We start from the raw sequence: 22,664 nt of genomic DNA, 5'->3' as shown, positions 1-22,664 counted from the left end.
ATGATCGAAATCGACGACCGCGCACTCGACGCCCTGCTCGCCGACGACCCGGGTGGCCCGGTCGTGATGCTCAACCTGCTGCGATTCCGTCCGGACGGCGGCCGCGAGAGTTACCAGCGCTACGCGGAGGCGCTCGGCCGGTCGATCAACGCCCGCTACGGCCTGAGCCTGGAGTACCTGGGCGACGGCGGGCGAGCGCTGGTCGCCGAGGACGGGCAGGCGTGGGACATGGTGGTGCTGGTCCGTTACCCGGACCGGCAGGCGTTCGCGGCCATGATCGGCGACCCGGATTACCAGGCGGTCGCCCATCTGCGTAGTGAAGCGCTGGTGGAATCCGTGCTGCAGCCGACCACGCCGTTCGCCGTCTGATGCCCGCGGTCTTGGGTGCGGACTTCACCGTGGTCCAGCAGGCGTTCACGGCCGCCGCCCGGAGCACCGTCGAGGGCGGGTACTGGAACCACTTCGCCCAGGGCGACCGGGTGCTGGTGTTCGGCGAGCCCGACCCGGTGAACGGCAGCCGCCGCGTCCAGCGGGGAACGGTGCTCGAGCCGTCTTCGCCCGACATCATCCGCATAGATTTCGGGGACGAGGGGTGCGGGGAGTATTCGTCGGCCGATCCGGTGCGCGTCAACCATGTCGCCGGTACTTGCCCGTGTGTGGTGACGCTCTCGTAGAGGAGGCCGGTCGGCAGCCTGGTCCGTGGCACACTGGTGCGGTGATCGACGCCAGGCAGGCTCGCCACCGGAAACTCTCGGCTTTCCTGGAATCCCACAGTGATGGCGAACTTGCCGTGCTCGTCGGCACCGGGCAGGCCACCGGGGTGGGGGTGGGCGGCGGCTCGGCGGTCCTCGACGTCGATGGCGTGCCGGTGTTCGTCAAACGCATCCCGCTGACCGACCTCGAGCTCGCGCACCCGGGCTCCACCGCGAATTTGTTCGATCTGCCGGTGTACTGCCAGTACGGCGTCGTCAGCCCCGGGTTCACCGCGTGGCGCGAGCTGGCCGCGAACGTGATCGTCACCGACGCCGTTCTGGCCGGCGAGACGCAGTCGTTCCCCGTGCTCTACCACTGGCGGGTGCTGCCCGGCCGTTCGCCGGTCGCGGCCGAGTACGCCGACATCGACGCGGTGGTCGCCGCGCTGGGTGGCTGCTCGAGCGTGCGGGCCCGTTTCGAAGCGCTGGCCGCGGCCTCGTGCAGCCTGGTGCTGTTCTGCGAATACATCCCGCGCCCGATGCCGGAGTGGCTGGGGGAGAACCCCGCCGGCAAAGCGGCCGCGGTCGAGCGGCAGTTTTCGCAGATCGTGAAGTTCCTGCGCGGTCGGCAATTGCTGCACATGGACGGGCACTTCGGCAACATGCGCACCGACGGCGAGCGGATCTACCTCACCGACTTCGGGCTGGCTACATCGCCGCAGTTCGACCTGTCGGCCGCCGAGCGCGGTTTTGCCGAACGCCACGCGACGCACGACGAAGGCTACGCCGCCATGCGATTGGTGAACTGGCTGGTAACCGCGGTGTGCGGAGTGCCGGTGCCGAGCAGTGGCGGACCGGTTGCGCGCAACGAGTACGTACGTCAGTGCGCGGCCGGCCACATCCCGGATGACGTGCCACCGGACGTGGCCGCGATCCTGGCCCGGCACGCGCCTGCGGCCGCGACGATGAACGCCTTCTACTGGAGACTGTTCGACGGCGAGATCCACGCGGAATACCCCGGGTTATAAGACAGAACGGGTCTCGTCCGCGATACCGTGGTGCCGTGAGTTCGCCACCGCCGCCGCTGGTTTGGTATGCGAGCTATGGGTCCAACATGTACGCCGCGCGGTTGCGGTGTTACCTCGAAGGCGGGACGCCGCCGGGCGCCCAGCGCAGCTACCTCGGATGCCGCGACCGCAGTCCGGCGCGTCGCGTCGTGGCGAGCGAGTTCTCCGGTGGCGTCTACTTCGCGACGGAGTCGCCGGTCTGGCACGGTGGTCGCGCGTTCTTCGACCCGGCGTCGCCGGGGAAGGCGGCGATGCGGTCGTATCTGGTGACTGCCGGGCAGTTCTCCGACATCGCGGAGCAGGAAATGTACCGCGAGCCAGGTCCGGACCTGGATTTGGGCACCGTGCTGCGGACCGGCCGTGACCAGCTCGGGCCGGGTCGCTACGAGACCTTGCTGCACCTCGGTGATCTCGACGGCTGTCCCGTCCTGACGTTCACGGCACCCTGGTCGGCGTCGGACATCGAGAAGAACCCGCCGTCGGCCGCTTATCTGGCCATGCTGGTGGGAGGGCTGCGGGAAGCGCACGGATGGTCTTTGCCGGAGATCGCCGGGTACCTGGCGCCGCTGCCCGGGGTGCGGGGGCACTGGTCAGCGCCGGAGATCGCCGACCTCGCACCGCGCTGAACCTCTGGTGAACCGCGCGGAGCGCATGGCCGTGTCCGGACGTTCGACCGGCGAGGGTGGTGAAAAGGGCAGGCTTCGCGCGTGGCGGTTGACGTTTCGGTCGCCTCACACCATGATCCGGGCCGACGAATGCCCCGCAGCCGGATTTACCGGCTGAATCAGGAGGAATCCCTGTGACAATCGCCCCGACGGTGCACACCCGGCGACCCAAGGCGAGACGGCTTGCCCCGATGCTGCCGGCGGTGGTCATGGGCTTGACCGCGTGTGGCTCGGCCGGTGTCAACGGGTCGGCGGCGCCGGTGGCGAGCTCGTCAGCTTCGCCTTCGCCCGCAAGCGCTTCCGCGCAGACGTCCCAGGCGCAGCCCGCATCCGGTGCCGAGACCCTCCAGGTCGCTCTCGAGCGCTGGGTGACCCAGATCTTGCAGGAGCAGTACACGGAGGCATGCCTCTCCGGCGCTCCCGTGCTGCCCGCCGGCCGAGACGCCGAAACGCTGTGCAAGAGTCCCGAGGCGCTTTCGAGCGCCAAGTCGCTGCATGAGGCCTGGGCGAAGCCGGGCGTCAAGCTGCCCCCGCAGGGGGAAGTCGAGGTGACCGGGGTGACCGCGAAGGGGACCGAGGTGACCGTGCCGGACACGGCCGTCAAGCTCGACGGCCGTACGCTGCGCAGCCTCGAACTGATCGGCGCGACCGGGGACACGGGCTCGTTCAGCCTCACCTTCAAGATGCTGAAGCACGAAGGGGCCTGGTACGTCCAAGGCTTCGACCTCAAGTTCTGAGCCCGGGCGAAAAAAGCGGCGCGGTCAGCGGCAGAGCCGGTACTTCCGGTGCAGCCGGGCGAACCTGGCTTCGTCCACCGCGGCCGGGTCGGTCGGCAACGCGATCACGGCCGCCCCTTCGGGCGTCCGCCGAATGTAGGCGTCCAGCTCCGCGGGCAGGGGTGGCAGCAGCCGGTAGCGGTCGGCATCGAAATAGGTCAGCCAGCTCAGCCAGTCCGGCCACGAACCCGGGGGCGGCGGCCGGTCGCCCGACCGTGGATCGGGCAGTTCGGACCAGATCTGCTCCAACGACCACTCGTCCTCGACACGACCGAACACCGCACCGATCTCACCCGCGACGGACGTCCACAGTCTGGTGATCAACCGGTGCAGCTCCCGAAACGGTTCGGCCTCGGGCGCCGGAACCCGCCGGCGGTGGCTCGAGTTCAACGACAGGGACACGGAGTCCCAGCCGTTTCCGCGGCCGGACCTGGTGGACAGAAAGATGTCCACCTCGGACCGGAACCACAGGTTGGTACTCCGTGATCCGGTGGCGAGGCTCCGCACCAGCTGTTCCCGGTCGAGCACGTGGTGCTCACCCTCGTGGCCCGGGGGCGGTGTCGAAGCCGTTGATCCCGCCGCCCGGCCGATGTGGCGACAGTCCGCACGCGTCGGCCAGGGTCAGCAGCTGGTCGATCGTGGCCGAGGTCAACGACCCGCCGGGCAGCGCCAACGTCCATGACCAGTCCGAACCCATGGCCGACATCTTCGCAGTGACCGCGATCCTCGCGAAACCGAATACGAACGGCCTGCTCAGTCGTCGACGGTCTGTGCCGCCGCGGCGATCGGCTCGAGCCCTGCGATCAGCTCGTCCAGCTCGTCCGCGATGAGCACGTCGTACGGCGGCGTCGCCAGTTCGTCGGTGAGGGCCTCGATCCGCTCGCTGGTCTGCCGGCCGGCTTCGGTGAATCCGCCGGCGGCGTCCACGAGGCCGCGGTCGCGCAGGCCGTCGATTACCGCGGCCAGCTGTGCCTTGGGCAGGTGGTGGACCCGGCCGAACTCCTCCGCTTTCATGCCGAGGGAGAGCGCGAGCAGGACGTGGGCCTCGGTGCCGCCGATGCCGTGGGCGACGAGGGCGGCGTTGTGGCCGTCCCCGCGGTGCTCGCGCAGCAGCGTCGCCGCGTGCCAGAGCCTGGCCACCGGATCCTCGGGCACCGCGAGCGCCCTGAGCCCGGCGTAGAGCGCCCGGCCTTCGGTCGGCGCGCTGACCGCCGCTCGGGTGGCGAGGTCGGCGACCTGTGCCAGGCCGGGGGAGCCGGCGAGGTCTCCGATCATCTGCCGCAGTGCGGTGGCGCTGGCTCGCTCGCGCACGGCGATCGCCTCGTCGGGGGTGGTCTTCTCCCAGACCCAGGGGATGTGGCGCGCCACTTCGCCGTCGGCGAAGTTGTAGAAGACGCCGTGCACCACCTCGGCCGGTGCCAGTCCCAGCGGTGCGGCCCGGCCGGCGAAGTATCCGTCCCAGTAGTTGCGCATGCCGAGGGCCAGGAACGCCTCGGTCGGCCCCGCGGAGAAGGTGATGGTGGCGATCGGCTCGACGAGCTCGAACATGCGGTGGACTTTGGCCGGTGAGTGCGGCATCGGTATCTCCCGTGGTCGTGGCGGCGCCCCTGGTGGGTGGCCTCTCAACCTGGCTACGAACGGCGCGGCCCGGATTCGACAGCTCCGGACGACTCGGATCCTGGAGCGGCTCGCCCCTGACCCGGGGCACCGGCGCGGCTCAGTCGCTGACGTGGGCGGTGTTGCCGAGCCAGTGCCGGGCGAGGTCGAGGTCGCCGTCGACGCTGATGTCGGTCGTCGCGGGGTCGGTGAGGGGGAGCCGCCGGATCAAGACCTGGAACAGCGATCCTGCCGGGCCCGTCACCGTCACGTCGGCCTGCCGGGTTCCGGGCTGCCACGTCGCGCCGTCCGGGTGGCGTTCGATGAGCCAAGCGTCCGTGGTGTCGGTGGCCTGCCACTGCAGGGTCTGCCCGGTGCCCCGGATGGCGTGGGCGGACTCGGGCCGCTGCATCTCCCACGTCGGTGAGGTGAGCATCCTGAGGTGGTTGCTGATGAGGGCGGCCGCGATGTCGGCGTCGACCTCGGCCGGCCGGTCCGCCGCGATGGCCGCGTCGAAGCCGTGGACGACCGCCTCGTTGAGCATGGTGACCAGCCAGAACTGCGCCCCGGACCGCTCGTCGCCCGCGGCGTTGAACACCGGTGCCTCGAGCGCGTCGTCGGAGCACGCGTCCGCGACCCGCTGGGCGGACTCCGTCAGCCAGGCCTGCCACTCGCGGGGATCCGTGGGGAGCACGGCCATCTCGGTGGGCAGCCGGGTGGGGTCGGTGATGCGCCGTTCGATGATCTCCGCGACCCAGTGCTGGGTCTGGCCCAGGTGCGCGACCAGGTCGGTGACGGTCCACTTCGGGGCGGTCGGCACGGCGGCGTCCGGTCCGGCCGCGGCGGCCGCTTCCGCCAGTCGCCGGGTGTGCTCGACGATCGCGCGCCGGGTGGTTTCCGCGTTCAGTTCGGTCATGGGAGTGTCCTCGCTGTCTGAGCCCCCCTGCGGGCGCCTTCGACCACGCGTCGAACGACGACAGCCGGGATCGACGACCTCAAGGAAAAATCTTCCGGCCGAGATCCGGCCGCGCCGGACGCAGGTCTCAGGACTGCCGTCCCGCGTCGTCCAGGCGACGGGCCTCTGCTGCCTTCTCGAACGGGGTGTCGCCCACCGGGTGGTGTTCGCCCAGGCCGGCGAACAACTCGGCCACCTGCACCGAGTCGTGGTGGGTGACGAGCTCGGCCAGCGCGGGGTCCGTCGCGGCCAGCACCTGCCGGAACCGGAGCTCGGCGAGCGGGCCGAGCCGGTCGTAGATCTGCAGGAACACCTTCTGGGCCCGGTCGCGCGCCCAGCCGGCGGGCAGCAGCTCGGCGGGCAGGTCGGGGTCGGTCTCCGGGAACCGGCGCCAGTCCACGCGCAGCTCCGTGCGGGTGCGCAACGCCTGCGCCGGGCTGACCAGGCCGGCGTCCAAGCCGGTGAGCACCCGCTCGTACCGCTCGACGAACTGGTCGTACTCCGCGGCGAGGGGCCCGAGGTCGAAGGCCGCGACCGGGCTGCCGACGTCGCCGGGGACCTCGGTGGCGCGGAAGACCGTCGCGCTGCGGAGGCCGAGTTCGCGCAGTGCGGCCAGCGCGGGGCCGGCCAGGTCGTGCGGGCTGATCCACACGCCGTCGTAGAGAGCGGCGAACCGCAGGACCCGCAGCCGTGAACGCAGTGCCGTGCGCAGTCCGCGGTCCTGCTCCGGCACGGAGAAGGTGACGACCGTCCACTGCCCGTCCCACTCGGGCGCGGTCGTGCCGAAGGTCAGCATCCGGTGCGTGCGCTCGATGATCACCTCGGACGTGCGGCCGGGAATGCCGTACGCCGTCGTCCGCCCGCTGCGCGACACCGTGAGCAGGCCGCGCGCGGCGAGGCGGCGGATCGCGGCCCGCGCGCTCGCCGGGCTGATGTCGAACTCGCCGAGCAGCTCCACCAGCGCGGCCGAGGGGACGTGCTCGTCGCGCCAGTACCAGAAGTCGCCGAGCAGGGACGTCAGGAGGAGCTGCGGTTCGGCTCCCTGCTGGGAGCGGGGCAGCGGCCCCGAGGACGTCGCTGCCATCGCTCGCCTGCCTCTTCCGGGGTTCGTTTCGGCGGCCGGCGGGTGTCGCCCGCCGCGGGTGTCCATGGTGGCAGCTCCGGCCGCGCGACCGAAGTGAGGGGCTGAATCACGCGACACATCATGCGACGATCGGCGACCGGATAGCAACTAATCCTCTCCCGGGTTCCCGCGCCGCCCGCTCCGGACGGCCTTCCGCAGGAAGAAAACGACATGGGTTCCTCACTTCGTCAATGGCGTCGAAGCTCGCTCGCCGTGGCCGCCGCTGGGCTCGTCCTGGCCGGGTGCACGGTCGACGACGGCGCGGCCACGGCGCCCACGGCCGCCGCCCTGACCACCGACCAGGCGCTGCACGACCAGCTGCCGCAGGCGGTCAAGGACTCCGGCGTGCTCCGGTTCGCCGGGGACTCCCACCCGCCGTACCGCACCGTCGGCCCGGACGGCAAGCTGCGAACCGGCCACTGGCCCGACACCTCGCCGGGCACCCTGAACCGGCTGGCGGCGGCCGGCGACGGCACGCGGGGACGCTACCTGAGCTACACACCTGAGCGGTTCAACCGGCAGTACCCCGCCGGTCACTGACCCGACGAAGCCGGGCCCGTTCCCGGCTTCACCTGGGCGCCGCGGCCGCCTTGGACCCGGCGGCGACGTCGGCCGCGGTCAGGACCCGGTTCCACACCACGACGTCGTCGATGCTGCCCGGCCACAGGTCGCTGCGCTGCCCGCCGGAGAAGGCGCGGCCGATGGCCAGCGGGCCGGGCGAAGCGTCTCCCGTCGGCTGGCTCCAGGTCTTGGCCTGGGCCACTCCGTCGACGTAGAGCACGTAGGTGCCGGCGTCGGCGTCGTGCACGCCGACCAGCCGGTACCAGCGCCCGGGCTGCGGGGCGACGTCCGACAGCGCCCGGCCCGCACTGGTCGAGAACGCCAGGCGGTCGTCGGCCGCGGAATACTGGAGGTAGAAGCCGCTGCCGGGGTTGCCGTCCTGGCTGACCGCGGTGGCCCACGAACCCGTGCGGTCCAGCCGGACCCACGCGCCGACCGAGAAGTTCCCCGTGGTGTCCAGGACTGGCCCGCTCGTCTGCGCGTACTCGCTCGAGCCGTCGAGCTGCAGGGCGGTGCCGGTCACGCCGGGGACCCACTCGGGTGCACCGGTGATCCCGGCGTCGTGGGCGCCGGCGCTGTCGTGGGCGACCGTGCCGCTGCCCTCGTCGAGGCTCCAGGCGCCGACCGGGTCGTGCTGGCCGGCCGGGTGGGGGATCTGGAGGTTCTGCCGCTGGTGCGTGGTTTCCGTTCGGCCGCCGGGGCCGCGGTAGGACGCGGTCGCGGTCAGCGTCGCGGCACTGCCCGGTTCGGCGCCCGGCGGTGCCGTCAAGGTGAACGTCGAAGTCCGGGACTGGCCGGGCGGAATCGCGCCGAGGGGCCGGCCGGCCGGGGTGGCCGACCAGCCGTCCGGCACGGCGAGGCTCACCCGCGGCGAGACGAGCGGGCTCGACCTCGTGTTGCGCACCGAGACGGTCAGCGGCGTGCTCGGGCCGACGATGACGACGCCGTTGGCGTTCGCGGGCCCGACGGTGATCCGCGCGTCCGGGCTCGACGGCGTCCAGGACTGCAGTTCCGTGACGCCGACGAAGGCGCCTGGCGGGTTGGTGAACACCAGCCGGATCCTGCTGGTGGTGAGCGTGGGGAAGGTGACGCGGTTGACGCCGTTGCCCACCGGGCTCGCCTGGTCCCGGACCTGGCCGGGGATTTCCTGCCAGGCCGAGCCGGTCCAGTACTGCATGCTGTAGGCCGCGGCCGGTCTGACCCCGCCGCCGTCGTCGTAACCGTGCCACCGGATGTCACCGACCGGGGTCGGGGCGCCGAAGTCGACGCCGTAGAAGTCGCTTGGGTTCGGTGAGCCGTAGTTGGTCCACCGCGTGTTTTCGGGCACCTCGCTGTAGAAGACCTTGCCGTCGAGCGCGTTCCACGGGTTGTCATTGGGCCAGGTGTAGGAGGTGATCGGCTTGGGGTAGCCGGTGCGCAACGGGTTGGCGGCGTCGTTCACGAGGTCGTCGGACCGGGGGAGGAGGGTGTGGCCGACGTCGATCGTGGTGGCGCGCAGGACCGGAGAGCGCTGGACGAGGCGTCCGTCGACGTAGAGGCGCATCCCGGCGCCCTGCCCGTAGTGCTTGCCGTCGCGGTCCCACAGCACGGTGACGTCGTGCCCGTGGTAGGGCACGTTTTCGGCGGCGAAGTGGTCCCAGGTGGCCGGTGTGAGCGGCTTGACCTCGAGCGTGTCGCCGGTCTGCGGGCGCAGGCCGATCAGGCCGGATAGGACCAGGTCGGTGTAGGTGGAGTGGTTGTAGTCCTCGCTGTGGTTCTGGCCGTCGTAGATCCACGCGTCCCGGTCCGGGTCGTGCGCCTCGGCGACGTAGGGCTTGCCGTTCTTGGTCTGGGTCCGGGCGTAGGTCGCCAGCGCGGCGGCGTAGTCCTCTTTGGACACCGAGCGTTGGGCCGGGTAGTCGTCGAGCAGGTTGGCGAGTCCGGTGAGGGTCTGGGAGGTGGCGAAGGGCCAGCTGGGTCCGTCCCAGCGGCAGCAGCTGCCGGCGTCCTTCATGAAGAACGGGCTGCGGCGCTCCGCGGTGGTCGGGCCGTAGGCGCTCGCGAACCCCTGGGGGTCGAGCAGCTGGGACCAGGCCGCGGTGTTCGCCGGTCCGGCGGCGTCGAACATCCACGGGAGGTAGCCGATCTGCTCGCGGCTGCCGGACAGCTGGTGGCTCGGGTTGTCGTCGCGGGCCATGGCGTAGTAGAAGCCGCGTTTCGGGTCCCACAGCCACTTCTGCATCGCGGCCTGCACCCGGGCGGCGCGCTGGGCGTATTCCGCGGCGAGCCGGTGGTCGCCGACGGAGTCCGCGATGCGGCTGATCGCGACGGCGTCGCCGTACTGGTAGGAGTTGAGCGTCGGGCGGTAGCCGGCGCCGCCGTGGTACGGGTTCGCGGATTCGTAGGACGAGGCGGAGAACTCCATGGCGTCCCAGACCGGCACCGACCAGTAGAGGCCGAGGTCGGCGTTGAACTGCTTGTCCCAGCCGCGGTACTGGCGCACGAGCGCTGGGAGGAGCTCACGCAAGGGCGCGAAGTCCCCGGTCACCTGGGCCTGGCCGTAGGCGGAGGTGGCCAGCCAGACGCTGTACTCGTGCGCCCAGTCGGTGGTGTCGGGGTTGACGTCTTCGGTGGCGGGCTTGGCCCCGGCGCCGGGGCCGGTGAGCCAGAACTTGAGGTAGTCCTGGCCGTAGCCCGGATCGCGCAGCCAGCGCCCTTCGGTCAGCTGGTGCCCGGCGGCGGCGTTGATCGCCTGGTAGGGCGCCGCGTAGCCGCAGCAGTCGAGGAACTCCGTCGAGATCCAGCCGTCGGTGGGGTTCGTGTAGCGCAGGTGCTCTTTGTAGACGCGCCAGCGGTAGTAGTAGACGCTCTGCATGGTGGCGTCGGGCAGGTCCACGAACGGGATGTTCGCCTCGTACCAGGCGGGGTCGGAGTACCCGGCGAGGGCGGCGGCGTGGTCGAGGAAGTGCGTCCCCGTACTTGGCGCCGGATGTGCTTCGGTGTCCCCGGTCGCATCCGCGACGCCGGCGAAGGCGAGCTGCGCGGCGAGGGCCAGCGTGGCCACCCAGGTGATCGCCGACCGGTTGCGTCTCCAGGACAGCCGCCCGCGCATCGGACCTCCCATGACGGTTTACAACGTTGTAAAACACAGCTTCGACCACTATCGCTCAAGAGCGCTCAAAAGGGAACACCCCCGGCTCACCTTGAACGGGGACGGACGGCTCGGCCGGGTGGTCCTTGGTGATCGTGCTCGGCATGCCGGGGCTCTCGACCGCGGCGCGAGCGCTGCTCGGTTCGGCGTCCCTGGGGTCGACCAGCCACACGATGATCTCGGCACGGTATTCGCTGGCCTGGGCCCCTGCGGCACAGAGGTTGCCCGCTCCGGCGGTGAACCCGACGTTTCGGCCCGGCGCGAAACTTACCGGCTTGGTTGACGCCGTTCTCCCGCCGCTGGCACATTTCGCTTTATCGAGAGTGCTTTCACCCGGCTGGGGATCACTCCCGATGCGGGGGACATGCTTACTGGGGGGAAGGCAGGCGTCGGCACGGTGAACACCAACAGGCTCGGTTGACGGTCGACGACCTCTCCCGCGGAGCCGCAGGCTGACGCCTGACTGTCCTCTTCGGACGGCGATGTCGTCGAAACACGCGACACGACACTCGAAAACCTCGCTGTGAGATCGCGGGCCGCACGATCGCGGCCGGCGTCGTCGTGCTGCCGTGGATGTTCTGCGCCAGTTCCAGGAATCCCCTTTTCTCGCAACGGATCGGAGACAACAGTCATGAAATTGAGAACCAGGGCGTTCGCCGTCCTCACGTTCGCATTGTCCGTGGTCCTCACCGGTGTCACGCCGGCGCCGGCCGCCACCGTCCAGACCGTCGAAGTCGCCGCGCCGGCCAGCAGTGGCCTTCCGCCCTACGTCGCCTTCATCAAGCCGGTCACCGCGGAACGGCTCGGAAACAGCTGGCACGAGGGCTGCCCGGTCGGTCCTGACCAGCTGCGGCTGGTGAGCCTGAACTTCGTCGGCTTCGACGGTGCGGTGCACCGGGGCGAACTGGTCGTCAACGCCGATCGCGCCACCGAAGTCGCCTACACCTTCGCTGATCTTTACCGCGGCCGGTTCCCCATCGAGCGGATGGAAACCGTGGAGAAGTACAACTCCGACGACGACGCGTCGATGGCGGCGAACAACACCTCGGCGTTCAACTGCCGGGCGATCACCGGCGGCACCGCGTGGTCCAACCACTCCTACGGGCGCGCCATCGACGTCAACACCGTGCAGAACCCCTACATCTCCGGCAGTGGCACCGTCTACCCGCCCAACGGCGCGCCGTACGCCGACCGCACGCTGACCGCGCCCGGCATGATCCACGCGGGTGACCTCACCGAGCAGGCGTTCACCTCTCGCGGCTGGACCTGGGGCGGCTCCTGGGACACCCCGATCGACTACCAGCACTTCGAGAAGCCCTGACACCGACCGGATAAATCGACCACGGCTTCCCGTGCGAGCGTGAGAAGGGGAGTCGTTCCTGCTTCGGACGGCCCGGCCGGTGCATCCCGGCCGGCCCGTCCGGCGTGGGCGCTACTCCGTCGAAAAGTCGGCCATCATGGCCATGTCCTCGTGTTCGAGGTTGTGGCAGTGCAGCATGTACCGGCCCGCGTAGTCGGTGAACTTCACCGCCACTTCCACCGCTTCCGACGGGCGGACGTCGACGGTGTCCTTCCAGCCCGTGTCGTACGGACCCGGCGGGCGGCCGTTGCGGCTCAGCACCTGGAAGTGGTTCAGGTGCAGGTGTACCGGGTGGTGGACGTCGCTCGTGAAGCGCCAGACCTCCGTCGTGCCCAGGCGGGCGCGGGCCAGGTCGCGGCCCGGGGTGTACGGCGCGCCGTTGATCGTCCAGGCGCCTGACGACTTCTGGAACAGGAAGTCCCGCGTCGCCGTGGCGCGGGACGGGTCCAGGGTCGCGATCTCCGACAGCTTCGCCGGGACGAGGCTGTCGTCGGTCACCCGCCCGTCGGTGCCGACGTCGAAGCGCATCACCTCCGCCGTCGCGTCCGTGCCGAGCCGGTTGACGAGCCGGACGCGGGTGCCCGGCGCGTAGCGGGCGAAGTCGATCACGACGTCGAAGCGTTCGGCGGGGGAGACGTCGATGCTGTCGTGCGTCCGCGGGCTCGCCAGCAGGCCGCCGTCGCCGCCGATCTGGACCAGGGCGCCGCCACCCGGGGGCTGTGGGTCCAGCGCCAGCGAGTAGTGGCGGGCGTTGGAGCCGTTGAGGATCCGGAAGCGGTAGCGGGCGCGATCGGCGCGCAGCACCGGCCACGGCGCGCCGTTGACGAGGATGACGTCGCCGAGCACGCCGTCCATGTAGGCCGGTGAGACGCCCGGCAGCTGCTGGCCGCCGGCGAGTGCGGGGTAGGTGAAGCTGCCGTCCGCGCCGAACGAGCGGTCGCAGATCATCAGCGGGATGTCCCGGTTTCCCCGCGGGAGCGGCAAAGCCGCCTCTTCGTCGTCCGTCACGAGGTGGAACCCGGCCAGGCCCTGCCAGACGTTCGCGGCGGTGAAGCCCATGCGGTGGTCGTGGTACCAGAGCGTCGCGGCGCGCTGGTCGAGCGGATACGTGTGGGACCGGCTGGTCTGCCCGCCGCCGGTGTCGAGCTTGGCCATGCCCGCCATCCCGGACATCCCCGCCATGCCGGCCATCCCCGACGCGGGAGCCGCCTGCTCGCCGCCGACGGGGTGCACGAGCTCGGTGGGGTAGCCGTCGCTCTCGGCCGGCGTGTGCCCGCCGTGCAGGTGCACCACGGTCGGGTGCGGCAGCCGGTTGGTGTGGGTCACCACGGCCTTGCGCCCGGCGGGAGTCCGCAAGGTGGGGCCGGGAAAGCTGCCGTGGTAGGTCCAGGCCTCGGTGGTGAGCCCGGGCAGGATGCCCAGGGCGGCCGGCCGCTGGACGATCTCGTAGAAGTCCGTCGTCGCGTCGGATCGGACCGGCGCGAGCACCGGCGGGATCGGCAGGTCGGCACGGAACGCGGCCGGCACCGGTGCCCGGCTGGCGAGCAGCAGCCCGGGCTGGCCGTCGGCCAGCAGCCCGCGCAGGAACGGCGTCCCGGCGATGGCGAGCGCGCCGGCTCCGGCCAGGGCGACGGTGCCGACGCCGAGGAACCGGCGGCGGCTCATCGCGGGGCTCACGCGGGCACCCCGGCGTAGCGCGCCACCGGCTGCTTCGCCCAGGAGAGCATGAGGATCCGGACGACGAGGTAGAGCAGCACGGCCCCGAGCGGCACGTGGACGGCCAAGTCCCGGGTGAAGCCCAGGACGATCTGCGCGGCGCAGAGCACGAGCGCCAGCGCGGCGAACAGGGCGGGACGGCTCGGCCCGCGTCCTGCGCGCCACACGACCAGGGCCGCCAGGAGCGTCGGCACCAGGGCCAGCGCGAAGAGCATGCCCGACATGCGGTGCGCCGCCAGCATCGAATAGTGCCCCTGCAGGAAGGCGCCGGCCAGGACCGGTTGCAGGCAGGCGAGCGCGGCCGACGCGGCGGCGCCCGCTCTGAGCAGCACGAGCGCGCCGCGGCTGATCGGGGTGCGGACAGGGTCCATCACAAGACTCGTTTCTCCGTGGGGACTTCGCGGGAGGAAGCAACCAGTCTTCGGTCACTAAAAAATTACTGTAGCAGAAAAATTTCTGGAGGTGTACTACGCTGGGGGCATGAGTGCGCGAACGGTCAACTGGGCATCCCGGCGCACCGGAGAGCCCGGGGCCGAGGGGTTGCGGGAGCGCAAGAAGCGGCTGATGCGCCAGCAGCTCTCGGACACGGCGACGGAGATGTTCCTCGAGCGGGGCTTCGACGCCGTGCGGGTGGCGGAGATCGCCGAGGCCTGCGGGGTGTCGGAGAAGACGGTCTTCAACTACTTCCCGAGCAAGGAGTCGCTGATCCTCGACCACCCGGACACGGCGCTGGCCGCCCTGCGGGCCGACCTGGCCGAGCCCGGCGTGTCCCCGGCCGAAGCGACGCTGCGGATCCTCGCGCAGGAGCGCGCCGCCGTCTTCTCCTGGCTCGCCGAGCAGGAGGACCCGGGTGAGGCGATCACGAAGTCCCGGCGGTTCGGCCTGCTGATCGCGACCACGCCTGCCCTGCGCGCGCACCGCCTGGAGATGACCGAACAGCTCGTCGTGGTCGCCGCCGAGGCGCTGGCCGAGCGGACCGGGTGCGCCCCGGAGGACCCGGAGCCACGGGTCCTGGCGACGGCGCTCGTCGCGCTCTGGCAGATCCAGTTCCGGTCCATGGCCAAGCACCTGGACGTGAACCGCACCCCGGAGTCGATCGAGGAGGCGGTCGCGGCCGACGTCGGGCGCGCGGCCCGGCTCGTCGTGGCCGGGATCGAAGCCCTTCCGCGGTTCGCGGGCGAGGCTTGAGCCGATTCACCCGGCTGCCGAGCGCCGCCGGTCGGAGAGCGCGCCGTACTCCCGCAGGAACAGCGCTTCGGTCAGGGCCATGGCCGCGATCTCCCGCGGTGCGACGCTTTCGTTGGGCGCGTGGATGAGTGCCTGTGGTTCCTCGACGCCGATGAGCAGGATCTCGGCGTCGGGGTAGGTCTCGGCCAGGACCGTGCACAGCGGGATCGAACCACCTTGGCCGAGCCGGCCCATCGGGCGGCCGTACGCGGTCTGCATGGCTCCGGCCATCGCTTCGTAGGCCGGGCCGTCGGTGGCCGGGCGGAACGGGTGACCGGTGGCCTCGACCTCTGCCGACACGTGCACGCCCCACGGCGCCGCCGCGATCAGGTGTTGCGTCAGCGCGTGTGCCGCTTCGGGTGGCTCGACGCCGGGTGGGATCCGGAGGTTCAGCCTGGCCCGGGCGCGCGGGGTGATGGCCGCCGCGGATCCGATGACCGGTGGGCAGTCGATGCCGAGCACCGTCAGCGCCGGGCGCGCCCACAGCGTGTCCGCGACTTCGCCGCCACCGAGGAGGACGGCGCCGGGGGACAGGCCCGCGTCCGCGCGGAACTGTGCCGCCGGGTAGAGGTCTCCGGGCCAGCGGCCGTCGCCGGGCAGGCCGGGGACGGTGGTGTCGCCCGCGTCGTCGCGCAGGGTGGCGAGCATCGACACCAACGCGGCCAGGGCGTCCGGTGCGGGGCCGCCGAACATGCCGGAGTGCAGCTCGGACGGCAGCGCTTCGACCGCGACGACCACGGTGACCATGCCGCGCAGGCTGACCGTGACCGCGGGCCGCCCGACCGCGATGTTCCCGGTGTCGGCCACCAGGATCGTGTCGGCGCGCAGGAGGTCGGCGTGCTCGGGGACGAACGCTTCCAGGCCTCCGGTTCCCTGCTCCTCGGAGCCTTCGACGACCAGCTTGAGGTGGACGGGCAGGTCGTCGCCGAGTGCGCGCAGCGCGGTGAGGTGCATGAGGATGTTGCCCTTGCAGTCGGCCGCGCCACGCCCGTACCAGCGTCCGTCCACTTCGGTCAGCCGGAACGGCGGTGTCCGCCACTCGGCTTCCGCGAGCGGTGGCTGGACGTCGTAGTGGGCGTAGAGCAGCACGGTGGGCGCCTCGGCACGGCCGCACGACCGGGAACCGACCACGGCCTGGCTGCCGTCCGGGGTGTCGGCGAGGCGGGTGGAGAACCCGGCTCCGGCGAACGCGTCGGCGACCCAGCCGGCGGCGCGCTGGCATTCCGAAGGGGGGAACTGCCGCGGGTCCGCGACGGACCGCATCGCGACCAGGTCCGCGAGTTCTTCGCGCGCACGGGGCATGAGCTCGGCCACCCGCTGTCGGAGGTCCATCGCGCTCACCCGCCCGCCGCGCCGGCGAAGCCCAGCCCGCCGACGTACTCCTGGAAGCCGGCGAGCTTCCCGGGGCAGTAGACCTCGATGACGAGCAGCTGCGCGTGCACCACCGTGTCCGGCGCGAGAACCGGGCGGGTCCCGGGGCCGCCGGCGCCGTTGGCGATCCCGGTGTCGCTCGTCGCGCGGGCGAGCGCGGCGGCGGGATCGACGCAGATCGAGCCGCCGTCCGCGCCGAGCAGCCGGACGAGCTGGTCCCGTGACGGCGCCCGCGCGCCCTCCTGGGTGAGCCGGGTGACGAGCCGGTCGGCCTTCGCCTCGGCTTCGGCGGTCGCCCGCGCGGAGTGGAAGAGCAGGTAGCCGGCCACGAGCAACCCGCCGAGGACGACGCCCACGGCGAGGTAGACGAGCATCCGCTGCGGCCGGGTCGATCGTTCGTCCACAGTGGTCACGACGCACTCACCTCCGGCTGCCGCCACGACGGTTTGCGCAGGCGGTAGAACAGGAACGGCACCACCAGGCCGAGGCCGAGCGCGCCGCCCGCGACGATCCCGAGGTACACCCACGGGTTGCCCGAACCGAACTGCGACGGCGGGACGAACCCCACGAGCAGAGCGGCCAGCGACGCGCAGAACCCCACCCCGCACAGGCCGAGCAGCATCGGCGCGCGGTAGCCGCGCGGGTGCTCGGGGTGCTTGCGCCGCAACCGCACCGCCGCGACGAACATCAGCAGGTACATGATCAGGTACACCTGGGTGGTGATCACCGAGAAGATCCAGTACGCGCTCGAGACGTCCGGGATGAACGCGTAGCACAGGGCGATCAGCGTGGTGACCGCACCCTGGGTGACGAGGATGTTCCGCTGCACGCCCTGCTTGTTGAGCCGCTGCAGGAACGGCGGCAGGTAACCCTCCTGCCGGGAGATCAGCAGCAGGCCCTTCGACGGCCCGGCCAGCCAGGTCAGCATCCCGCCGAGCGAGGCCAGCACGAGCATGACGCCGATCAGCGGCGTCAGCCACTGGATGCCGAAGGTGCCGAGGACCGCGTCGAAGGCCTGCATCACCCCCGCCGTGAGCGAGAGCTGGTCGGCCGGAATGATCCAGCTGATCGCGAGGGCGGGCAGGATGAAGATGAGCAGTACGAGCCCCATCGACACGAACATGGCGCGCGGGAACTCCTTGCCCGGCTTGCGGAGCGAGGACACGTGCACCGCGTTCATCTCCATGCCCGAGTAGGACAGGAAGTTGTTGACGATCAGGACGAGGCTCGCGAGCCCCGCCCACGCGGGGAGCAGGTGGCCGGCCGACATCGGTGCCGCGGAGGAGTGCCCCTGGGCCAGGAACACGATGCCGAGGATCACCAGCAGCGCGCCGGGGATCAGCGTCCCGAGGATGAGCCCGCCACCGGCGAGCCCGGCCACGCCCTTCGTGCCGCGGGAGGAGATCCAGACCCCCGACCAGTACGCGACGACGATGACGGCGGCCGTCCACCACCCGTTGTTCGCCAGGGTGGGGTCGAAGACGTAGGCGAGCGTGCTCGCGACGTACCCGAGCAGGCTGGGGTAGTAGAAGATCGTCATCGCGAACTGGCACCAGACCGCCAGGAACCCCATCGGCTTGGAGATCCCGAGCGCCACCCAGTTGTAGACCCCGCCGGGCCAGCCCGAAGCCAGCTCGGCCGAGACCAGCGACGTCGGCAGCAGGAACACGATCGCCGGGACGACGTAGAGGAAGACGGCCGCGAGGCCGTACACGGCCATCGTCGGCGACGGGCGCAGGCTCGCGACGGAACTGGTCGTCATGAGCGCGAGCGCGATCCAGGAGATCCACGCCGCCGCGGGCGGTCTCGTGCGCCCTGCCCCTCCGGCGGGCGGCGGCGAGGTTCCCGCCGGCTCCGGGGTCCGGTTCGGTCGGTCGGTCGTGGTCATGGGTCGGCCTCCTGGGCTCGCCTGGACGGTGGTTCATCGTGTTTCGTGCCGGGCCCGCCCGGGTCACCCGTGGCGGGCGAGACCGGCTCGTCAGCCGAGCGCGGCGTCGAGCGTGACCGCGGCGTCGATGAGGGCGAGATGGGTGAAGGCCTGCGGGAAGTTGCCGAGCTGCTCGCCGGTCGGCGAGATTTCTTCGGCGTACAGGCCGACGTGGTTGGCGTAGGTCAGCATCTTCTCGAACGCCGTGCGGGCTTCGTCGAGCCGCCCGGCGCGGGCCAGTGCGTCGACGTAGGTGAAGCTGCACAAGGAAAAGGTGCCTTCGTCGCCGGCGAGGCCGTCCTGCGACGCGTCCGTGTCGTAGCGGTAGACCAGGCTGTCGGTCACCAGGTCGGTCCGGATCGCGTCGAGCGTCGAAAGCCACAGCGGATCGTCGGCCGGGAGGAAACCGGTGCGGGGCATGCGAAGCAGGGACGCGTCGAGCTCTTCGCCGCTGTAGTGCTGGACGAAGGCGTTGCGCGTCCGATGCCAGCCGCGGCTGATGATCTGGCCGTGGATGCTGTCGCGCTGCCAGGCCCAGTCCTCAACCGGAGCGGGCCGCCCGTGCTCGGCCGCCAGCCGGATGCCGCGGTCGAACGCGACCCAGCTCATCAAGCGGCCGTAGGTGAACGACTTGCGCCCGCCCCGGGTCTCCCAGATGCCTTCTTCGGCCTGGTCCCAGTGCTCCCCGAGCCAGTCGAGGGCCGCGCGGAGGGCGGTCCAGCCCTGGTGGGGGAGCTCGAACCCCGCGCGGTCGGCGGCGAAGACGCTGTCGAGGGCTTCGCCGTAGATGTCGAGCTGCAGCTGCCCGGCCGCGTCGTTGCCGATCCGGACGGGACTGGCCCCGCGGTGCCCGGACCAGTGCGCGAGGCTTTCCTCCTGCAGGTCCGACGTGCCGTCCACGCGGTACAGCACGGCGAGCGGCCCGCCGGGCCCGCCCCCGCCTTCCCGGATGCGGTCGCCGAGCCAGCTCCCGAACCGGCCGGCTTCCTCGGTGAACCCGAGCGCCAGCAACGCCGAAACCGAGAACGAGGCGTCCCGGACCCAGGTGTAGCGGTAGTCCCAGTTGCGCTCGCCGCCGAGCTGCTCGGGCAGTCCGAGGGTGGGCGCGGCGACCAGCCCGCCGGTCGGCGCGTAGGTGAGCAGCTTGAGGGTGATCGCCGAGCGGGTGACGATCTCCCGCCAGCGCCCGCGGTAGGTCGAGCGGGCCAGCCACGTGCGCCACCAGGCCACGGTGCTGTCGAAGAGCTCCGTGAACGCGGCGACGCGGATCTCCCGCGGCGGCTCGGCCGCATCGGTCTCGAGCACGACCCCGCGGACCTGGCCCGCGGTGAGGGTGAGCCGCAGGTGCACGTCACCGCCTTCGACGCGCGCGTCGGCGAGGTGCTCGTCGCCGGGCTCGCGAACCACGTGCAGCACCAAAGACGTGTCGCGCGCGATGAACACGGCCCCGTTCGCGACGAGCATCGCCTGGTGCGGACGGCGGCCGTAGTCGAACCGGGGCGCGACCACCACGTCGAACGTCATCCGGCCGCGGACGCAGCGCACGAGCCGGGCGATCCGGTGCTCGGTGGTGGCGGTCGTGTCGCAGGGCGGCATGAAGTCGACCACCTCGCCGATGCCGTCCGGCCCGGAGAACCGGGTGATCAGCACCGCGGTGTCGGGGTGGTACATCTGCGAGCTCGCGCAGGCGCCGGCCGGGCGGATGCGGAACCGGCCGCCTCGCTCGTCGTCGAGCAGGGCGCCGAAGACCGACGGCGAATCGAACCGCGGGCTGCAGAACCAGTCGATCGACCCGTCGGTCGTCACCAGCGCGGCGGTCTGCAGGTCGCCGATCAGCGCGTGCTCGGCGATCGTCGTCTCGGTCATGGCTCCTCCATCAGGGCGCGCGGGTCCGGTCGAGTGAACCGTCGCCGGAGCGGGCCTGAGCTGCCTCATCCACGAGGGGTGAGGTGGCCCGGCCCCGGTCACGCCACCGTGTGCGGCACCCGATGAGGAAGGCCCGCCGATGATCGTGCTTCCCCTGGCCCTGGCCCAGTTCGTCGCGAGCTACGCAGCCACCACCATGACCGTGGCCGTCAGCGACATCGCCGCGGATCTCGGCACCACGGTGATCGGCGTGCAGACGGCGATCACGGTGTTCACCCTCACCATGGCGTCGCTCATGGTGCCGGGCAGCAAGCTGAGCGACCTGCTGGGCCGCAAGCGCTGTTTTCTGGCCGGGCTGGCCGTTTACGGCGCCGGCGCGCTGCTGGCCTCGGCCGCGCACGGGCCGGGGCTGCTGATCTTCGGCTACTCGCTGCTGGAGGGCATCGGGTCGGCGCTGATGATCCCGCCGATCTACATCCTGGTCACCGTGACCAGCCGGGACCTCGCGAGCCGGGCCCGTGCTTTCGGCGTGGTCAGCGGAGCGGGCGCGCTCGGTGCCGCGGCCGGGCCGCTCCTCGGCGGCCTGGTCACGACGTGGCTCGGGTGGCGCGCGTCCTTCCTCCTGCAGGTGCTGCTGGTCGGCCTGATCGTCGTGCTGGCGGTGCGGATCACCGAGCCGCCCGCACCGCCCCGCGTCAAGCACTTCGACGTCGCCGGCGCGGTCCTTTCGGCGGCGGGCCTGTTCTTCGTCGTCTTCGGCGTGCTGCAGGCGGGCACGTACGGCTGGCTCGTCTCACGGGCGGACTTCGCCGTCGGCGGGGTGGTTCTGCTGCGGGCCGGCGGGATCTCGCCGGTGTGGCTGTTCGCCGGTGCCGGCGCGGGACTCCTCGCCGTCTTCTTCGCCCACGTCCGCGCCCGTGAGCGGGCGGGCCGGGAGCCGCTGGTGCCGGCCGGTCTCTTCCGCGACCGCGTCACCGGGCTCGGGCTGCTGACCCAGCACGTCCAGTGGCTCGTCCTGCAGGGCTCGTTCTTCGTGGTGGCGGTCTTCCTGCAGCAGGTGCGCGGTTACGACGCGATCGAGACCGGGCTGATGCTCACCCCCGCGACGATCGGCATCCTGGGTGCCTCGGCGGCCGCGGGACGGCTGGCGCGGCGGCACTCCCAGCGCCGCCTCGTCCGAGCCGGCTTCGTCCTCACCGTCGCGGGCCTGGTCCTCGTGCTCCTCCTGGTCCGGGCCGGCTCCGGCGTGGCGAGTGCGGTTCCCGGGCTGTTCCTGCTCGGCGGGGGCGTCGGGATCATGCTGACGGCGTCGGTGAACCTGGTGCAGTCCCGCTTCCCGGACGCCGCGCAGGGCGACATTTCCGGGGTGTCGCGCAGCGCGTCCAACCTCGGCTCGTCGGTGGGCACGGCGCTGGCCGGTTCCGTCCTGGCCGGGACGCCGCACCTCGGCGGCCGGTCCTTCGCGCTGGCCCTCACGACCCTGGGCGTCGTGGCGGTGGCCGGGCTCGTCGCGGCCCTGCTGCTGCCCTCGTCGGACTGAACCGCCGGTCGTGGCGGAACGCCGGTGCCGCACCGCGGTCAGGATCACGCGCAGCAGCACGCCCAGCACGACCAGGTCCGCGACCATCTGGATCGTCACCAGCACCCGGGCGGCGGCGGAAACCGGGGTGATGTCACCGAAGCCCACGGTCGTGAACACCGTGACGGTGAAGTACAGCGCGTCGGTGCGGGTCAGGCCGGAGCCGAAGGAGCCCGGGCGGCCGTGGGCGAGCACGTAGTAGCCGTCGGCGAACAGCAGCAGGAACAAGGGGATGACGAGAGCGAGGGCCTGCACCCCCTGCCACGCGGGGAACGGCGAGCGGAGGATCATCCGCACCTCGCCGACGACCAGCAGGACCACGACGGCGAGACCGGCGGCGAAGACGGCCGCCGTCCACGGCCGCAGGGCCTGGTCGACCGGGAGCAGGTAGTAGAGGCAGACCAGCGCGGTGGCCGTGCACAACGGCCGCAGCACCGCGAGGTGGGCGAACCGCCACCGCCGCACCGCGGTCAACGCGCGAGGGCCTTCTGCTTGAGCGAGTGGAACTCGGCGTCGTTGATGACGCCCTCCTCCAGCAGCCGCCGGGCTTCGGCGATCTGCGCCGCGCTCGTGGTGTCCGAAGTGGACACCGAGCGCACGTAGCTGTCGAACTGGTACTGCATCGCCGCATCGCGGGCCCGCCGCCGCTCCGAGAGGTGCCTGCCCTGGACACCCAGGTAGAGCAGGACTCCGAGGATCGGCAGCACGAGCACCAGCACAGTCCAGCCGGCCTTGGCCCAGCCGGAGGTGTCGGTGCGGCGGTAAAGATCGCCCAAGGCCACGAACAGCAGGCTGAACCAGGCGATCCAGCAGAAGAACACGAGCATCGTCGCCATGAGATCGAGGAACGGGTAGTCCGCGCTCGCCAGGACCATGACATCTCCTCACAGGGGATCGGGGCCGGGGGCCCCCCCGGCGGGGCGGGCCCCCCCCCCCCCCCCCCCCCGGCGGGTCACTTCTTCGCGGGGGCGCGGGGATCGGTGGCCTGGACGTCGAAGACGCGGCCGAGGGAGACGAGTGCTTCGTCGAGGTGGCTGAGGCTGGAGAGGACGG

The 22,664-nt window shown here is 71.4% G+C and carries 22 protein-coding genes and 1 pseudogene; 9 read left to right on the top strand and 14 right to left on the bottom strand.

Annotated elements, in window-relative coordinates:
- The 5 genes from QQ657_RS41670 to QQ657_RS41650 all read left to right on the top strand — a co-directional run bounded on the left by QQ657_RS41670 (window position 1) and on the right by QQ657_RS41650 (window position 3,161).
- The gene (locus tag QQ657_RS41670; protein ID WP_284747876.1) at window positions 1-369 is read left to right on the top strand and encodes a DUF1330 domain-containing protein; all 369 of its coding nucleotides are present in this window, start codon (window positions 1-3) and stop codon (window positions 367-369) included.
- Complete coding sequence (locus tag QQ657_RS41665) at window positions 369-674, top strand: hypothetical protein (RefSeq protein ID WP_284747875.1); 306 nt, start codon at window positions 369-371, stop codon at window positions 672-674. The genes QQ657_RS41670 and QQ657_RS41665 overlap by 1 nt, the downstream gene beginning before the upstream one ends.
- A 41-nt stretch (window positions 675-715) precedes the next feature.
- Window positions 716-1,720 (top strand): BUD32 family EKC/KEOPS complex subunit, encoded by a 1,005-nt coding sequence (locus tag QQ657_RS41660; RefSeq protein ID WP_284747874.1) that lies wholly within the window; start codon window positions 716-718, stop codon window positions 1,718-1,720.
- 35 nt (window positions 1,721-1,755) lie between these two features.
- Entirely contained in the window at window positions 1,756-2,385 is a 630-nt protein-coding gene (locus QQ657_RS41655) for a histone deacetylase (protein WP_284747873.1), read from the top strand.
- A gap of 173 nt (window positions 2,386-2,558) precedes the next feature.
- On the top strand, window positions 2,559-3,161 hold the full coding sequence (locus tag QQ657_RS41650; RefSeq protein ID WP_284747872.1) for a hypothetical protein: 603 nt from the start codon (window positions 2,559-2,561) through the stop codon (window positions 3,159-3,161).
- 24 nt (window positions 3,162-3,185) lie between these two features.
- On the opposite strand, the gene QQ657_RS41645 is transcribed toward QQ657_RS41650, so the two are convergent.
- From QQ657_RS41645 to QQ657_RS41625, 5 genes are all read right to left on the bottom strand, one after another.
- Complete coding sequence (locus QQ657_RS41645; RefSeq protein WP_284747871.1) at window positions 3,186-3,524, bottom strand: hypothetical protein; 339 nt, start codon at window positions 3,522-3,524, stop codon at window positions 3,186-3,188.
- Between the two features lie 211 nt (window positions 3,525-3,735).
- Window positions 3,736-3,897: a hypothetical protein gene (locus QQ657_RS41640; protein WP_284747870.1), complete on the bottom strand. Its 162-nt coding sequence runs from the start codon at window positions 3,895-3,897 to the stop codon at window positions 3,736-3,738.
- Between the two features lie 56 nt (window positions 3,898-3,953).
- Window positions 3,954-4,778 (bottom strand): SCO6745 family protein, encoded by an 825-nt coding sequence (locus QQ657_RS41635; protein WP_434056833.1) that lies wholly within the window; start codon window positions 4,776-4,778, stop codon window positions 3,954-3,956.
- Window positions 4,779-4,917: 139 nt separating this feature from the next.
- Window positions 4,918-5,712, bottom strand: a complete 795-nt coding sequence (locus QQ657_RS41630) for a maleylpyruvate isomerase family mycothiol-dependent enzyme (protein WP_284747868.1) — start codon at window positions 5,710-5,712, stop codon at window positions 4,918-4,920.
- Between the two features lie 127 nt (window positions 5,713-5,839).
- A complete protein-coding gene (locus tag QQ657_RS41625) occupies window positions 5,840-6,835 on the bottom strand; it encodes a PaaX family transcriptional regulator (protein ID WP_284747867.1) in 996 nt (331 codons plus the stop codon).
- Between the two features lie 252 nt (window positions 6,836-7,087).
- Between QQ657_RS41625 and QQ657_RS41620 the strand changes: the two genes are divergently transcribed.
- The gene (locus QQ657_RS41620; protein ID WP_284747866.1) at window positions 7,088-7,414 is read left to right on the top strand and encodes a hypothetical protein; all 327 of its coding nucleotides are present in this window, start codon (window positions 7,088-7,090) and stop codon (window positions 7,412-7,414) included.
- 28 nt (window positions 7,415-7,442) lie between these two features.
- Here QQ657_RS41620 and QQ657_RS41615 read toward each other — a convergent pair whose 3' ends face one another.
- On the bottom strand, window positions 7,443-10,526 hold the full coding sequence (locus QQ657_RS41615; protein ID WP_284747865.1) for an MGH1-like glycoside hydrolase domain-containing protein: 3,084 nt from the start codon (window positions 10,524-10,526) through the stop codon (window positions 7,443-7,445).
- 670 nt (window positions 10,527-11,196) lie between these two features.
- On the opposite strand from QQ657_RS41615, the gene QQ657_RS41610 reads away from it, so the two are divergent.
- Window positions 11,197-11,886 (top strand): M15 family metallopeptidase, encoded by a 690-nt coding sequence (locus QQ657_RS41610; protein WP_284747864.1) that lies wholly within the window; start codon window positions 11,197-11,199, stop codon window positions 11,884-11,886.
- Window positions 11,887-11,997: 111 nt separating this feature from the next.
- Here the strand turns inward: QQ657_RS41610 and QQ657_RS41605 are convergent, their stop codons facing one another.
- Window positions 11,998-13,602, bottom strand: coding sequence for a multicopper oxidase family protein (locus tag QQ657_RS41605; RefSeq protein ID WP_284747863.1), 1,605 nt, complete (start codon window positions 13,600-13,602; stop codon window positions 11,998-12,000).
- Entirely contained in the window at window positions 13,599-14,012 is a 414-nt protein-coding gene (locus QQ657_RS41600; protein ID WP_284747862.1) for a hypothetical protein, read from the bottom strand. Before QQ657_RS41600 ends, QQ657_RS41605 begins: the two co-directional genes overlap by 4 nt.
- Window positions 14,013-14,121: 109 nt before the next feature.
- Between QQ657_RS41600 and QQ657_RS41595 the strand changes: the two genes are divergently transcribed.
- Window positions 14,122-14,829 (top strand): TetR family transcriptional regulator, encoded by a 708-nt coding sequence (locus QQ657_RS41595; protein WP_284747861.1) that lies wholly within the window; start codon window positions 14,122-14,124, stop codon window positions 14,827-14,829.
- Window positions 14,830-14,835: 6 nt separating this feature from the next.
- Here QQ657_RS41595 and QQ657_RS41590 read toward each other — a convergent pair whose 3' ends face one another.
- The 4 genes from QQ657_RS41590 to QQ657_RS41575 all read right to left on the bottom strand — a co-directional run bounded on the left by QQ657_RS41590 (window position 14,836) and on the right by QQ657_RS41575 (window position 20,032).
- Window positions 14,836-16,200 carry a dipeptidase gene (locus QQ657_RS41590; protein ID WP_284747860.1) on the bottom strand — a complete coding sequence of 455 codons (1,365 nt, stop codon included), beginning with the start codon at window positions 16,198-16,200 and terminating at the stop codon, window positions 14,836-14,838.
- Between the two features lie 5 nt (window positions 16,201-16,205).
- Window positions 16,206-16,652: a hypothetical protein gene (locus tag QQ657_RS41585; protein ID WP_284747859.1), complete on the bottom strand. Its 447-nt coding sequence runs from the start codon at window positions 16,650-16,652 to the stop codon at window positions 16,206-16,208.
- Window positions 16,649-18,127, bottom strand: coding sequence for a glutamate/gamma-aminobutyrate antiporter GadC (gadC, locus tag QQ657_RS41580; protein ID WP_284747858.1), 1,479 nt, complete (start codon window positions 18,125-18,127; stop codon window positions 16,649-16,651). Before gadC ends, QQ657_RS41585 begins: the two co-directional genes overlap by 4 nt.
- 90 nt (window positions 18,128-18,217) lie before the next feature.
- On the bottom strand, window positions 18,218-20,032 hold the full coding sequence (locus QQ657_RS41575; protein WP_284747857.1) for a glycoside hydrolase family 15 protein: 1,815 nt from the start codon (window positions 20,030-20,032) through the stop codon (window positions 18,218-18,220).
- Window positions 20,033-20,171: 139 nt separating this feature from the next.
- On the opposite strand from QQ657_RS41575, the gene QQ657_RS41570 reads away from it, so the two are divergent.
- On the top strand, window positions 20,172-21,572 hold the full coding sequence (locus QQ657_RS41570; protein WP_284747856.1) for an MFS transporter: 1,401 nt from the start codon (window positions 20,172-20,174) through the stop codon (window positions 21,570-21,572).
- A gap of 90 nt (window positions 21,573-21,662) precedes the next feature.
- Here QQ657_RS41570 and QQ657_RS41565 read toward each other — a convergent pair.
- Both QQ657_RS41565 and QQ657_RS41560 read right to left on the bottom strand, forming a co-directional pair.
- Window positions 21,663-21,902, bottom strand: a pseudogene (locus QQ657_RS41565) (potassium channel family protein); the annotation flags it as partial.
- A 179-nt stretch (window positions 21,903-22,081) separates the two neighbouring features.
- On the bottom strand, window positions 22,082-22,486 hold the full coding sequence (locus QQ657_RS41560; RefSeq protein ID WP_284747855.1) for an SHOCT domain-containing protein: 405 nt from the start codon (window positions 22,484-22,486) through the stop codon (window positions 22,082-22,084).
- Window positions 22,487-22,664 lie beyond the last annotated feature (178 nt).

The organism is Amycolatopsis ponsaeliensis (assembly GCF_030182635.1).
In the GTDB taxonomy this organism is placed as follows: Bacteria; Actinomycetota; Actinomycetes; order Mycobacteriales; family Pseudonocardiaceae; genus Amycolatopsis; species Amycolatopsis ponsaeliensis.
This window is presented reverse-complemented; position numbering and strand designations above follow the sequence as displayed.

What these genes read in the sequence shown, in the direction of transcription:
- gadC (WP_284747858.1), bottom strand. Translation starts at nt 18,127, where the DNA reads ATGACCACGACCGACCGACCGAACCGGACCCCGGAGCCGGCGGGAACC.
- QQ657_RS41575 (WP_284747857.1), bottom strand. Translation starts at nt 20,032, where the DNA reads ATGACCGAGACGACGATCGCCGAGCACGCGCTGATCGGCGACCTGCAG.
- QQ657_RS41560 (WP_284747855.1), bottom strand. Translation starts at nt 22,486, where the DNA reads ATGGTCCTGGCGAGCGCGGACTACCCGTTCCTCGATCTCATGGCGACG.
- QQ657_RS41570 (WP_284747856.1), top strand. Translation starts at nt 20,172, where the DNA reads ATGATCGTGCTTCCCCTGGCCCTGGCCCAGTTCGTCGCGAGCTACGCA.
- QQ657_RS41665 (WP_284747875.1), top strand. Translation starts at nt 369, where the DNA reads ATGCCCGCGGTCTTGGGTGCGGACTTCACCGTGGTCCAGCAGGCGTTC.
- QQ657_RS41600 (WP_284747862.1), bottom strand. Translation starts at nt 14,012, where the DNA reads ATGGACCCTGTCCGCACCCCGATCAGCCGCGGCGCGCTCGTGCTGCTC.
- QQ657_RS41595 (WP_284747861.1), top strand. Translation starts at nt 14,122, where the DNA reads ATGAGTGCGCGAACGGTCAACTGGGCATCCCGGCGCACCGGAGAGCCC.
- QQ657_RS41625 (WP_284747867.1), bottom strand. Translation starts at nt 6,835, where the DNA reads ATGGCAGCGACGTCCTCGGGGCCGCTGCCCCGCTCCCAGCAGGGAGCC.
- QQ657_RS41640 (WP_284747870.1), bottom strand. Translation starts at nt 3,897, where the DNA reads ATGGGTTCGGACTGGTCATGGACGTTGGCGCTGCCCGGCGGGTCGTTG.
- QQ657_RS41635 (WP_434056833.1), bottom strand. Translation starts at nt 4,778, where the DNA reads ATGCCGCACTCACCGGCCAAAGTCCACCGCATGTTCGAGCTCGTCGAG.
- QQ657_RS41590 (WP_284747860.1), bottom strand. Translation starts at nt 16,200, where the DNA reads ATGGACCTCCGACAGCGGGTGGCCGAGCTCATGCCCCGTGCGCGCGAA.
- QQ657_RS41610 (WP_284747864.1), top strand. Translation starts at nt 11,197, where the DNA reads ATGAAATTGAGAACCAGGGCGTTCGCCGTCCTCACGTTCGCATTGTCC.
- QQ657_RS41615 (WP_284747865.1), bottom strand. Translation starts at nt 10,526, where the DNA reads ATGCGCGGGCGGCTGTCCTGGAGACGCAACCGGTCGGCGATCACCTGG.
- QQ657_RS41670 (WP_284747876.1), top strand. Translation starts at nt 1, where the DNA reads ATGATCGAAATCGACGACCGCGCACTCGACGCCCTGCTCGCCGACGAC.
- QQ657_RS41630 (WP_284747868.1), bottom strand. Translation starts at nt 5,712, where the DNA reads ATGACCGAACTGAACGCGGAAACCACCCGGCGCGCGATCGTCGAGCAC.